The sequence below is a fragment of the Amycolatopsis lurida genome (assembly GCF_900105055.1).
GTDB lineage: Bacteria > Actinomycetota > Actinomycetes > Mycobacteriales > Pseudonocardiaceae > Amycolatopsis > Amycolatopsis lurida.
In genome coordinates, this window is record NZ_FNTA01000004.1 from 5,485,535 (window position 1) to 5,498,712 (window position 13,178).

The window sequence follows — 13,178 nt, forward strand, 5'->3', positions numbered from 1 at the left end:
GAGGCCTTCACGGACTTCTAGGCGATCAGTCGAAGGCCCGCGCGATCAGCGCCTTCTGCTCGACCTCGTGCACCTTGGACGAGCCGGCCGACGGCGCCGCCATCGGACGACGCGACACGACGTCCAGGCTGGAGAACACCTCCGGGAGCTTCCGCGGCAGGTTCAGGCCGAAGAACGGCCACGCACCCTGGTTCTCCGGCTCCTCCTGGACCCAGACCGCGGGAGCGCCGTTGTAGCGCTCGAGCGCCGCCACCAGCTTCTTCTTCGGCAGCGGGTAGTACTGCTCGACCCGCACGATCGCGACGTCGTTCGCCTCGCGCTTCGCGCGCTCGGCGACCAGCTCCCAGTACAGCTTGCCCGAGGTCAGCAGGACCTTGCGCACCTTCGACGGGTCGACGTCGGCGTCGTCGATGACCGACATGAACTTCGACTGGCCGGTGAAGTCCTCGACCGCCGAGGTCGCGGCCTTGTTGCGCAGCATCGACTTGGGGGTGAAGACCACCAGCGGCCGGTTGACTCCGTCGAGGGCGTGACGGCGGAGCAGGTGGAAGTAGTTCGCCGGGGTCGACGGGACCGCGACGGTCATCGAACCCTCCGCGCACAGCGAGAGGAAACGCTCGATGCGGCCGGAGGTGTGGTCCGGGCCCTGGCCCTCGTGGCCGTGCGGCAGCAGCAGCACGACGTCGGAGAGCTGGCCCCACTTGGCCTCACCGGAGGAGATGTACTCGTCGATGACGGTCTGCGCGCCGTTGACGAAGTCGCCGAACTGCGCTTCCCACATGACCAGCGCTTCGGAGTTGGCCACGGAGTAGCCGTATTCGAAGCCGACCGCCGCGTACTCGGACAGCGCCGAGTCGTAGATCATCACGCGGCCCTGGTTCTCGGCCAGGCTGGCCAGCGGCGAGTACTCCTGGCCGGTCTTGCGGTCGATCAGCACCGAGTGGCGCTGGGTGAACGTGCCGCGGCGGGAGTCCTGGCCGGACAGCCGCACGAGGCGGCCTTCCATGGCCAGCGAACCGAAGGCGAGCAGCTCACCGAACGCCCAGTCGATGCCGCCTTCGCGGGACATCTTGTGGCGGCGCTCCATGACCGGCTTGACCCGCGGGTGCGGGGTGAAGCCCTCGGGCACGTTGAGGAACGCGTCGCCGATGTGCTCGATGACCTCGGTGGTGGTCGCCGTGGGCACCTTCGCCGGGACCTGCTGCTCCTCCTCGACCGAGGGGCTGGCCTTCGCCGGGTGCTTCTCCAGCTCGCGGACCTCGTTGAACACGTGCTCCAGCTGGCTGGAGAAGTCGCGCAACGCGGCTTCGGCCTCTTCGACGGAGATGTCGCCGCGGCCGATCAGCGATTCAGTGTAGGTCTTCCGGACCGAACGCTTCGTGTCGATGATGTCGTACATCGCCGGCTGCGTCATCGAGGGGTCGTCGCCCTCGTTGTGGCCGCGGCGGCGGTAGCAGATCAGGTCGATCACGACGTCCTTGTGGAACGCCTGGCGGTAGTCGACGGCCAGCTTGGCCACCCAGTGCGCGGCCTCGGGGTCGTCACCGTTCACGTGGAAGATCGGCGAGCCGATCATCTTCGCGACGTCGGTGGCGTACTGGCTCGACCGCGAGTGCTCGGGCGCGGTCGTGAAGCCGACCTGGTTGTTGACGATGACGTGCACGGTGCCGCCGGTGCGGTAGCCGCGCAGCAGCGCCAGGTTCAGCGTCTCGGCCACGACGCCCTGGCCCGCGAAGGCCGCGTCGCCGTGCATCAGGACCGGGAGGACGGTGAAGCCCTCGCCACCCTTGTCGAGGATGTCCTGCTTCGCCCGGACGATGCCTTCGAGGACCGGGTCGACGGTCTCCAGGTGCGACGGGTTCGCGGTCAGCGACACCTTGGTCTCGCCGTCGCCGAACATGCGGAAGTACTTGCCCTCGGCGCCGAGGTGGTACTTCACGTCACCGGACCCGTGCGCCTGGCCCGGGTCGAGGTTGCCCTCGAACTCCTGGAAGATCTGCGCGATCGGCTTGCCGACGATGTTCGCGAGTACGTTCAGGCGGCCGCGGTGCGGCATGCCGATGACGACCTCGTCGAGTTCGTGCTCGGCGGCCTTGTCCAGCAGCGTGTCGAGCAGCGGGATCGCCGTCTCGCCGCCTTCGAGGGAGAACCGCTTCTGGCCGACGTACTTGGTCTGCAGGAAGGTCTCGAACGCCTCGGCGGCGTTGAGCTTCGAGAGCACGTACTTCTGGACGGCGGGGTCCGGCTTCTCGTGCGGGATCTCGACGCGGTCCTGGATCCAGCGGCGCTCCTCGGGGTCGAGGATGTGCGTGTACTCGATGCCGACGGTGCGGCAGTACGAGTTGCGCAACACGCCGAGGATGTCGCGCAGCTTCATCCGCTCCTGGCCGGCGAAACCGCCGACCGGGAACTCGCGGTCCAGGTCCCACAGGGTCAGGCCGTGGGAGAGGACGTCGAGGTCGGCGTGGCTGCGCTGCCGGTAGTTCAGCGGGTCGGTGTCGGCCATCAGGTGACCGCGCATGCGGAAGGCGTCGATCAGCTCGATCACGCGCGCGGTCTTGTCGACCGGGCCGTCCGGGATGTCGGCGACCCAGCGGATCGGCTCGTAGGGCAGGCGCAGGCTGGTGAAGACGTCGTCGTAGAAGCCGTCCTCGCCGAGCAGCAGCTCGTGGATGCGCTTGAGGAACTCGCCCGACTCCGCGCCCTGGATGATGCGGTGGTCGTAGGTCGAGGTCAGCGTCATGATCTTCGAGACGCCGAGGTCGACCAGGGCCTTCTCGCTGGTGCCCTCGAAATGCGCCGGGTACTGCATGGCGCCGACGCCGATGATCGCGCCCTGGCCCGCCTGCAGGCGCGGCACCGAGTGGTTGGTGCCGATGCCGCCGGGGTTGGTCAGCGAGATCGTGGTGCCGGCGAAGTCGTCGGCGGTCAGCTTGCCGTTGCGGGCCTTCTTGACGATCTCCTCATAGGCCTGCCAGAACTGCATGAAGGTCATGTTCTCGGTGGCCTTGATGGAGGCCACGACGAGCGTGCGGGCGCCTTCCTTGCCCTTCATGTCGATCGCGAGACCGAAGTTCACGTGCTCCGGCGTGACCGCGAACGGCTTCCCGTCGATCAGCTGGTAGTGCCGATTCATGTTCGGGAAGTTCTTCAGCGCGCGGACCATCGCGTACCCGATGAGGTGCGTGAAGGAGATCTTGCCGCCACGCGTGCGCTTGAGGTGGTTGTTGATGACGATGCGGTTGTCGGCCATCAGCTTCGCCGGAACGGCGCGCACACTCGTGGCCGTCGGCACGGACAGCGAGGCGTCCATGTTCTTCGCGATCGCCGCCGCGGCGCCGCGGAGCTGCTTCGACTCCGGCTCGGCGTCCTTCTCGGCGGGCTTGGCGGGGGCCTTCTCGGCCGCCTTGGGCGCGGCCTTGGGTGCCGCCGCCTTCGCCTCGGTCTTCGGAGCGGCCTTCGCGGGGGCGTTCCTCGGAGCGGTCTGCTGCGCGGTGGACTCGGCGTTGCGGACTGTCTGCGGCGACGGCGTGGCGGCGGCCTGGCCGTTGGCGCCGGGGCCCTCATTGCCGGGGTCTCCGGAGTTCTGACGCGCGTCGTCGGCCTTCGTCTGCGCGTCCTGCGTTGGCTTGAAGTCCGCGAAGAAGTCGTGCCAGGCGGCATCGACTGAGCTGGGGTCGGCGAGGAACTGGTCGTACATTTCCTCGACGACCCACTCGTTGGGGCCGAATTGTGACGCAGGGCTGCTGCTGGACACGGCTTGGACTCGCCTCTATCCGTCTCGAGATCTTGAACACCGCTGATGCGCCTACCAGGCTAACCCCCTCGGTCGCGGCCGTGTGATGGAACTGGCCTGTGTGAGGCGTGGCGCACTAGGTGATGGGTCACTGTCTCGATCAAGAGACCGAAAACAAACCCCGTCCGCTTCCTGCGGGGGAGCAGGGGACCTTTGCTCTCGTTTTCACCGTCCGTGCAGGTCAGGTCACTGTCCCGTCGGTAAAGGTTGGCTGGGTCGTCGTGCGCGGACAGCCTGGAGTTCACGTCGGGCGGTTTCGCTGGGCGGAGGATGCGGCCGGTGTCGTGCCGGCCGCCGATCGCCCGCGAGGTGGTGGCAGCCGATGTGGCTCGACGAGTGCCCGTCGTTCTGGGACGAGGGGCGTGTGCGCCCGCTGGTCACCGAGTCCGGCAAGGTCGTGCTGATGTGCGACTCGTGCTCGGCGGTCTGGCCGACGCTCGCCGACTTCAAGGAGATGGAGCACGTCGAGCCCGACGAGCCGGACTGGGCGGTGACGGCCGGGGTGCACGTCCGGCCCGGGACCGTCCGCTGGGCTTCGCCTCAGGACCTCGAGGTCGCCGGGATGAGCGGCCTCAAGTGGCGGCCTTAGCCGGGGTACGGACGCTCCGCGGGTAGCAGCGCTTCGGCGTCTTCCATGCGGTTCGCCGCGACCAGGGCGCCCATCTCGCGCATGACCTCGGTGACGTCGGTGACCGCCGTGATCCATTTGTCGACATAGCGATCAACGGCTTCGCCGCTCAGACCCATCTGGAGCGAACGGTGCTTCAGGGCGCCGAGCCGGATACTGCGTTCCGGATCCCACTGGATGCGGACCGGGCTCGCCTTGACCTCGTTCTGCCACGTCTTCAGGTCGGGGTGGACGTCGGGGTCGTAGTGGCTGAGCGCGGCGTGGCCGAGCGCCCAGGCGAAACCCTCGCGAGTGATGTCGAGGGCGAGTACGCGCTCTTGGCCGGGCTTCGCGGCCCAGCCGCAGCGGTACGCCATCCAGAGGAAGGACGGCTTGATCCAGGTCATGCGTTCGCGTTTGAACGGCGGCACGAAAGTGCCCGCCTTCAGCGCGGCGTCGGCGATAAACGGCGAGTACGCCTGATAGACGCGGATCGTGGTCTCGGTGTACACGGCGCGGATCTGCCGCGCCGGGATCTCTTCTTTCATTTGCCGTACAGCGTGACAGGTGCTTTGGGTGCGCGCGACCGAAATTCCCTTGCCCTCGGGCATGCGTGCGGCATTGCCGCGCAAGGGATCGCGACGGATCTACGCACAAGAAGGCGGATATTTCCTTTCGTACGGGGTGGAATCGGAGGACGCGCGGGGTGCGGTACTGGTGGTCAGGACGGATCACGCGCATCCGTTGAATTACCTGGGGGGCGTCGAAGGCCGTGCTGCCTTCGGATGTCGAACGGGCGATCCGGCTGGCGCTGGCTCGTGGATGGGAGCCGTCGGGTCCGGGGGCGCAGTTCCAGCTGGACCTCGCCGCTGCGTTAAGACCCGCATTCAGAGGACTGAATGCGGGTCGGAACGCTCCACCGGAGCCGCGTTGCTGGGGGGTGACGGCGGTTTCGCGTGACTGAACGGACGACACGGGTGATCAGGCGGACGACACGTGTGATCAGGCGGACGACACGGGCGTGGCCGGGTTCCGCCACGTGTCGTCTCAGCCGAGGGACCACAGGCGCGCGTAATGACCGTCCGCCGCGACCAGTTCCGCGTGCGTGCCCTGTTCGATGATCCGGCCGTGGTCCAGCACCACGATCCGGTCCGCCTTGGCGGCGGTGGCGAGGCGGTGCGCGACCACGAACGTCGTGCGGCGGCGCGCGAGTTGTTCCGTCGCGCGCAGGACGGCGGCCTCGGTGGACGGGTCGAGGGCCGCTGTCGCCTCGTCGAGCAGGAGGACGTCCGGGTCCACGAGTTCGGCGCGGGCGAGGGCGACGAGTTGCCGTTGCCCGGCCGAAAGGGACCGTCCGCGTTCACCGACGGGCTGGTGGAAACCGGCCGGGAGCGCGGCGACCCCGTCGAGCGCACCGACGGACCGCACCGCTTCCTCGACCTCCGCGTCCGTCGCGGAAGGCCTGCCGTAGCGGACATTGTCCGCGACGGTCCCCGAGAACAGATGCGCTTCCTGTGGCACCACGCCCATCCTCGTGCGCAGGGCGCCCAGGTCGTACTCGCGGATGTCGGTGCCGTCGATCCGGACCACACCGCCTGTCGCGTCGTAGAAACGCGCGACAAGTTTCACCGCCGTGGACTTCCCGGCGCCCGTCGCACCGACCAGGGCGACGGTCTCCCCGGGGGCGACCTCCAGTGTCAGCTGCTTGAGCGCGGGATCATCCGTAGCGGTGTAAGCGAAATCGACGTCCTTGAAGGAGACCTCGCCGCGTAGCCGTTCCGGGACCGGCACCGGGTTCTCCGCCTGCGGAACGGAAGTCGGCGTACGCAGGAGGTCGCCGATGCGCGTCAGGCCGACCCGCGCCTGCTGATAGCCGTCGAACACCGAGGACAGCTGCTGGATCGGCGAGAAGAACTGGCCAAGGTACAACAGGAACGCCACCAGCACGCCGGCCGACAGCGTGCCCGCCGCGACGCGGTTCGCGCCGACGATCAGCACGACGACCTCGGCCAATCCGGAAAGCATTGCCGCGAAAGGGAAGTACGTCGCGACGTAGCGTTGGGCGCGCAGCCGCGAACGCCGGTACTCGTCGCTGCGGGAAGCGAACTTCTCCGCCGTCCGCTCCTCGCGGGTGTACGCCTGCGCGACTCGCAGCCCGTTCACGTTCTCCTGCATGTCCGCGTTGACGACGCTGACCCGTTCCCGGGCCTCGGTGTACGCCTTGGACGACGCCCGGCGGAAGATCACCGTCGCCACGACGAGGATCGGCAGCACCGCGAGCGCGTACGCCGCCAGCCCGATGTCGGTGATCATCAGCGCCGCCGCGATCCCGACCAGTGTCAGCGCGCTCACCACGGCCTGCGCGACACCGGTCTGCAGGAATGTCGAGAGCGCGTCGACGTCGGTCGTCATCCGGGTCATGATCTTCCCGGACAGTTCGCGTTCGTAGAAGTCCAGCCCGAGCCGTTGCAGATGGGCGTAACTGCGGACGCGCAGCGAATACAGCACCGTCTCACCGACCCGCGCGGTCATCCTGGTCTGGAGGTAGACCACCAGCCAGTCCGTGAGGATCACCAGCGCGCCGATGCCGGCGGCCAGCCAGATCACCGCCTCCGCTCCCGCGCGCACCCCGCCGTCGATGCCGTACTGGTACAGCGCGGGCATCGCGATGGTGGCCAGCGCGTCCGCCGCGACCAGCCCGATCACCACGGCCAGCGGGCCGCGCACCGGTTTCAGCAGGCGGCCCAGGCGGAACTTCGGTTCGGGCGCGGTGACGTCGGTGCCCGGCAGGCGGGGGACGTCCGTGGCGGGCGGCAGTTTCCGCACGCCATCGATGAGCTCCTGGCTCGGCGGCAGGTCGACGTCCCATTCGCCGCCGGAGCCCTTTCGCTCGCCCGCCAGTTCGTCGGCCTTGTCCAGCTCCGGCCACAAGGCCGGGGTGATTCCCGACGGGCCGCAGTCCAGGCCCTCGCAGCGATGTGGTTCCTCGACGTCGTCACCCGGACCGGCGACGAGCTCGCGGAACAACGGACAGCGTGCGAGCAGCTCCTCCTCGGTACCGACGTCGACGACGCGGCCCTTGTCGAGCACGGCGATCCGGTCGGCGAGAGCGAGGGTGGAGCGGCGGTGCGCGATCAACAGCGTCGTCCGGCTCGCGGTGACCGAACGCAGCGTGTCGTGGATCGCGGCCTCGGTGACCGTGTCGATGGCGGACGTCGCGTCGTCCAGCACCAGCACGCGCGGATCGGTCATCAGGGCCCTGGCGAGGCCCAGCCGCTGCCGCTGACCGCCCGACAACGTGAGACCGCGCTCGCCGACGAGCGTGTCGTACCCCTCGGGGAGGCGCTGGATGAACTCGTCCGCCTCCGCCGCCCGCGCGGCCGCGCGGATCTCCTCGTCGCTCGCGTCCGGCCTGCCGTAGGCGATGTTGTCGCGTACCGAGGAAGAGAAGAGGAACGCCTCCTCGAAGACCACGCCGATGACGCTGCGCAGGTCTCGCTGCCGGACGTCGCGGACGTCGAGGTCGCCGACCTGGACCGAGCCGCTGTGCACGTCGTAGAACCGGGGGAGCAGCAAGGAGATCGTCGACTTGCCGGAGCCGGCGGTGCCGACCAGCGCGAGCGTCTCGCCCGGCAGGGCCTCCAGGGTGAGCCCGTCGAGCACGGGATCCGACCGCGTGTAGCCGAAGGAGACGTCTTCCAGTCGGACGCCGAGCGGGCCTTCGGGCAGCGGCCGCGCGTCCGGGCTGTCGACGACGTCCGGCTGCGCGTCGATCAGTTCGTTGACCCGTTCCGCGCCCGCCCTGGTCAGCTGGGCCTGCACGACGAGGCTGGAGATCATCCGTGCCGGGCCGATCAGGATGGACAGGTAGGTCGCGAACGCCAAGAAGGTGCCGAGGCTGACTTCACCCTTCAGCGCGAGGACACCGCCGACCGCCAGTACCGCGACCTGACCCGCCGCGGGCAGCGCGGCCGTCGTGGCCGTCGGCAACGACGAGAGCCGGGCCGCGCGCATGCGTTCAGCGAAGAGCTTCTTCGCTGTCTTCTCCAGCTTCGCGACTTCGCGCGCTTCCTGGCCGAAGCCCTTCACGACGCGTACGCCGGTAACGGTCTCTTCGACCTGCTGCGCGACGTCGGCCGCGCGCTGCTGGGCCGCCCACGTCGCGGGGAAGAGCCGCTTCCGGCTCACCGCCATGATGATCGCGATCGCGGGGGCGACCACCATCGCGATCAGGGTCAGCGTCGGCGACATCCACAGCATCGCGCCGAGCGACAGCAGTGCGAAGATCACCGAACCCGCCGAAAGCGGCACCTGCATCAGGACCGACGTGACCAGCTGCAGATCCGAGATCGCGCGCGAGGCGACCTGGCCGGTGCGCAGCGCGTCCTGCTTTCCGCCGTCGAGCCGAGAGACCGCGTTGAACACCTGGCGGCGCAGGTCGTGCTGGACGTCGAGGGCCAGCCGCCCGCCGACGTACCGGCGGGCGAAGGCGTTGCCGAACGTCAGCACCTGCAGCACCGCCATCACCGTGGCGAGCAGGCCGAGCCGGGAGGTGTCGCCCGCGACGGCGTCGTCCAGCGCCTCGCGGATCAGCAGCGGACCGGCGGCCTGCAGCCCGACGCCGATGATGGCCGCGCCCAGCGAGAGCACGACCAGCCAAGGATGTTTCCAGCACGAAGCGGCCAGACGGCGGATCCAGCCTCCGGTGGGCGCGGGGGCGGTCTCACGAGCCGGACTGGCTTGACGCGGACGAGGTGGAGCAGTAGTCACCCCGCAAGCCTATGCGTCCGCACCGACAGGACCGGGCGGTTCGCGCAGGGCCGAACGCGATGAAAGGCCCCTTCATCGCGGATTTCGCGATGAAGGGGCCTTTCAGGTCACGTGCGAGTGTGACTCAGGTGATGTCCTTCTTCTGGTTCACGGCCCAGCCTGCCAGGAAGAAGATCATCGTCCAGCCGAAGAAGATCAGCGCCGAGGCCCACCACGAGAACGCGCCGGGCGCACCGGCCGCGTACTGGAGCGCCCAAGCCGTCTCGTCCTGCAGGCCGGGCACCTTCACGCCGGCGGCGCCGAACGCCTCGGCACCGATGGCGCCCACGATGCCGTTGACCGTGCCGTTCGGCAGGACGCCGCCCAGCCAGGTGATGTCGGCCGCGCCGAACATGACGAACACCAGCACGTTCTCGACCACCAGCATCCAGATGGTCAGCGTGATGATGCTGCCGACCACGCTGCGCCAGACCGCGCCGACCCCGATACCGAACAGGGTCGCCAGGATCGTCGCGAGGACACCCGCGCCGAGCACGCCCAGCCACTGGCCCGCCGTCGGCAGGCGCTGGCTGTCGACCGTGATCACGGTGCCGAGGCTCGCCGCGCCCACGATGATCACGCCGTAGATCGCGCCCCAGGCGATGTAGGTGATCATCTTCGCGCTCAACGCCGAAACCCGGTTCGGGGCGGTGAGGAACGTCGTGGTGATCGTCTTCTTCGTGTACTCGCCGGCGAGGGCGAAGACACCGAAGATGATCGGGATCATCGTGCCGATGTTGATGCCGTGCCCGAGGGCGAGCAGGCCCACGGGCAGCTCGCCGGTCGAGATGCCGAGCGCCTCGGTCAGCTCACGGGTGTCGGAGCGGCCGAGGAAGTCGCTGAAATCGTTGGTGATCATGCCCCAGAACAGGGCGAACGCGAAAGCGAAGACCACCGCGGGGATCATCAGCGCCCACCACGCCTTGAGCGTGAGCGTCTTGCGGAACTCCGCCTTGATCAGGTTGCCCATCAGCCCTGGCCTCCCCAGCCCTCGTTCTGGCCCTGCTGCTGCGCCTGCTGCTGAGGCGGCGCCTGCTGGTACTGCGGTTGCTGCGGCGGCTGACCCTGCTGCTGGAACTGCTGCGGCGGCGCGAAACCGGGCGGCGGCGTGTTCTGCGGCGCGTAGCCGGGAGGCGGACCCTGATAGCCGGGCGGCGGGCCCTGGTAACCCGGAGGCGGACCCTGGTAGCCCGGCGGCGGGCCCTGCTGGAACCCGGGCGGCGGCGCGGCGTACTGGCCCTGCGTCAGCTGGAAGAACATCCGCTCCAGATCCGCCGTCTCCTCCTGCATGCCGTAGACCGCGATGCTCGCCTTGGCGGAGATGTCACCGATCTGCTGCACCGTCGCGCCCGACACCGCGACCCGGCCGTCCGGCATCGGCGAGACCTGCGTGATGCCCGCCTCCTGCAACGCGGCGACGAGGCCGTTCGCGTCGGCGGACTGCACCAGCACCCGGGACTGGTTGCTCTTGCGCAACTGGTCCAGTGAACCGTTGTAGCGCGTCATGCCCTGGCTGATGATCACGACCTGGTCGATCGTCTGCTCCACCTCGTTCAGCAGGTGGCTCGAGACCAGCACCGTGCGCCCCTCACGCGCGTACGCGCGCAGGAAGTTCCGCAGCCACAGGATGCCCTCGGGATCGAGGCCGTTCGTCGGCTCGTCGAGCACCAGCACCTGCGGGTTCCCCAGCAACGCCGTCGCCAGCGCCAGCCGCTGCCGCATACCGAGCGAGAACCCGCCCGCCTTGCGGTCCGCCGCGGACGAAAGGCCGACCAACCCCAGAACCTCGTCCACCCGCTGATCCGGCATCCCGATCGCCGCCGAGTACACGCGCAGGTGATTCCGCGCCGTGCGTCCCGGGTGGAAACCCTCGTTCTCCAGCACCGAACCGACGACCCGCGCCGGATTCCCCAGCTGGTCGTGCGGGCGCCCGTTGATGGTCGCCGTGCCGTTCGTGGGCGTCACCAGCCCGAGCAGCATCCGGAGCGTCGTGGTCTTCCCGGCCCCGTTGGGCCCCAGGAAGCCGGTCACCGATCCGGGCTCCACCGTGAAGCTCAGATTCTGGACCGCGTTGACCGCACCGAACTGCTTGCTCAGGTTCTGCACCGCGATGCGGCCACTGCCGTCGTGCATACCGTCCCCTTTTGTTGACGAAGGCCGATCACGCGACATCCTGCCTCACGGGGTGAGTCCGCACCCGAGGAAGGGGTCAATCCGCCGAAAGCGACCTTCGTCACGTTCGGCACGGTGACGAGTCCGTCCTCCAGCGCACCCGTCACTGCGCCGAATGGCCGCTGACTACCTGATATGCGCGGTCGAGCATGGAAAATCACCGACCATCAAGGTGGCCCGTGAACAAATAATTCGGAAGACATGGCAACCCCATGCAGCGCGACGGCGACTTATTACCTACGATGTAGGAGGCGGCCCGCTCCCAGTGACCCCCAGGCTGGTTGAGCGGGCCGCCCTCAGCCCCTTTGCCCCACCTTGGTCGGTGCTTGCGCACCTTCCCCGAGGTGGGGCTTCGTCGTATCACCCCGGGGGCCGAGCCCCCGGACCCCCGCGGCGCGGTCGGCGGCGGTTGGCGAGGGGGGCGGCGGTTGGCGAGGGGCGCCCTGGCCTGGTGAGATGGATGACCAGCGGTGGGAAGCTCGCTCCATAAAAGGAGCGAGGGACCTTTGCGCACCGGGGTGGCATAGGTCCCTCGCGTGGGAGTGTGGCTCGGGGGTCAGGCCAGGACGTCGGCCAGGTCGGTGGCGGCCAGGCCGTGCGCGGCCGCGACCGGCGCGTTGGTCAGGGCGCCCGCGTGCGTGTTGAGGCCCTTCGCCAGCGAAGCGTCAGCCTGCAGCGCCTTCTGCCAGCCGTGCTCCGCCAGCTGGACGGCGTACGGCAGCGTCACGTTGGTCAGCCCGTAGGTCGACGTCCGGGGCACCGCGCCCGGCATGTTCGCGACGCAGTAGAACACCGACTCGTGCACCTTGTAGGTCGGCTCGTCGTGCGTGGTCGGCCGCGAGTCGGCGAAGCAACCGCCCTGGTCGATCGCGATGTCCACCAGCACACTGCCCGGGCGCATCCGCGAAACGAGTTCGTTCGAAACCAGCTTCGGCGCCTTCGCGCCGGGCACGAGCACCGCGCCGATGACCATGTCGGCCTCCAGCACGGACTGCTCCACCGACAGCGCGTTCGAGGTCACCGTGCGGATGCGGCCGCCGAAGTCGTTGTCGATCTGACGGAGCCGGTCGACGTTGGTGTCGAGGATCTCGACGTCCGAGCCGAGGCCGAGCGCGACCCGCGCCGCGTTGAGGCCGGCGACACCGCCGCCGATGACGACCACGCGCGCCGGGTGCACGCCGGGGATGCCGCCGGGCAGCACACCGCGGCCGCCGCTCGGCTTCATCAGCGAGAACGCGCCCACCTGCGGCGCCAGCCGTCCGGCGACCTCGGACATCGGCGCGAGCAGCGGCAGCGCGCGGTTCGGGGTCTGCACGGTCTCGTAGGCGATCGCGGTGGTGCCCGCGGCCAGCAGCGCGTCGGTCAGCGGACGGTCCGCGGCGATGTGCAGGTAGGTGAACAGCACCTGGTCGGCGCGCAGCCGCGGGTACTCCTCGGCGATCGGCTCCTTGACCTTGAGCACGAGTTCGCCCTCGGACCAGGTCTCCTCAGCCGTCGCGAGGATCTTCGCGCCCGCGGCGACGTACTCCTCGTCGGTGATGGAGGAGCCGAGGCCGGCGCCGGTCTCGACGAAGACGTCGTGGCCGCGCCCGGTCAGTTCGTGCACGCCCGCCGGGGTGAGCGCCACCCGGTATTCGTGCTTCTTGATCTCACGGGGGACGGCGATACGCACGGAAGGCCTCCTGGCGGCGGGTCTGCGAACTAAGGTGCTGCCACTCACGGTGAGCCACCCGGACGGCGGTGTCATCGTTTGCCCAGGACAGTGTTGGGAACCGATCATGGTTTCGTGAGCAC

The 13,178-nt window shown here is 68.9% G+C and carries 7 protein-coding genes; 1 reads left to right on the forward strand and 6 read right to left on the reverse strand.

What is annotated here, in order from left to right:
* Nucleotides 1-25 precede the first annotated feature (25 nt).
* Entirely contained in the window at nt 26-3,757 is a 3,732-nt protein-coding gene (locus BLW75_RS31425; RefSeq protein ID WP_091598672.1) for a multifunctional oxoglutarate decarboxylase/oxoglutarate dehydrogenase thiamine pyrophosphate-binding subunit/dihydrolipoyllysine-residue succinyltransferase subunit, read from the reverse strand.
* A gap of 361 nt (nt 3,758-4,118) precedes the next feature.
* Between BLW75_RS31425 and BLW75_RS31430 the strand changes: the two genes are divergently transcribed.
* Nucleotides 4,119-4,385: a hypothetical protein gene (locus BLW75_RS31430; protein WP_034305130.1), complete on the forward strand. Its 267-nt coding sequence runs from the start codon at nt 4,119-4,121 to the stop codon at nt 4,383-4,385.
* Here BLW75_RS31430 and BLW75_RS31435 read toward each other — a convergent pair.
* From BLW75_RS31435 to ald, 5 genes are all read right to left on the reverse strand, one after another.
* Nucleotides 4,382-4,951 (reverse strand): DUF4291 domain-containing protein, encoded by a 570-nt coding sequence (locus tag BLW75_RS31435; RefSeq protein WP_034305129.1) that lies wholly within the window; start codon nt 4,949-4,951, stop codon nt 4,382-4,384. The two genes, BLW75_RS31430 and BLW75_RS31435, sit on opposite strands and share 4 nt — an antisense overlap.
* 499 nt (nt 4,952-5,450) lie before the next feature.
* Complete coding sequence (locus tag BLW75_RS31440) at nt 5,451-9,173, reverse strand: ABC transporter ATP-binding protein (RefSeq protein WP_091598675.1); 3,723 nt, start codon at nt 9,171-9,173, stop codon at nt 5,451-5,453.
* A gap of 124 nt (nt 9,174-9,297) precedes the next feature.
* Nucleotides 9,298-10,182: an ABC-2 transporter permease gene (locus BLW75_RS31445; RefSeq protein WP_034309250.1), complete on the reverse strand. Its 885-nt coding sequence runs from the start codon at nt 10,180-10,182 to the stop codon at nt 9,298-9,300.
* The gene (locus BLW75_RS31450; RefSeq protein WP_034309248.1) at nt 10,182-11,345 is read right to left on the reverse strand and encodes an ABC transporter ATP-binding protein; all 1,164 of its coding nucleotides are present in this window, start codon (nt 11,343-11,345) and stop codon (nt 10,182-10,184) included. The genes BLW75_RS31445 and BLW75_RS31450 overlap by 1 nt, the downstream gene beginning before the upstream one ends.
* A 595-nt stretch (nt 11,346-11,940) precedes the next feature.
* The gene (ald, locus tag BLW75_RS31455) at nt 11,941-13,056 is read right to left on the reverse strand and encodes an alanine dehydrogenase (RefSeq protein WP_034309245.1); all 1,116 of its coding nucleotides are present in this window, start codon (nt 13,054-13,056) and stop codon (nt 11,941-11,943) included.
* Between the last annotated feature and the right edge of the window lie 122 nt (nt 13,057-13,178).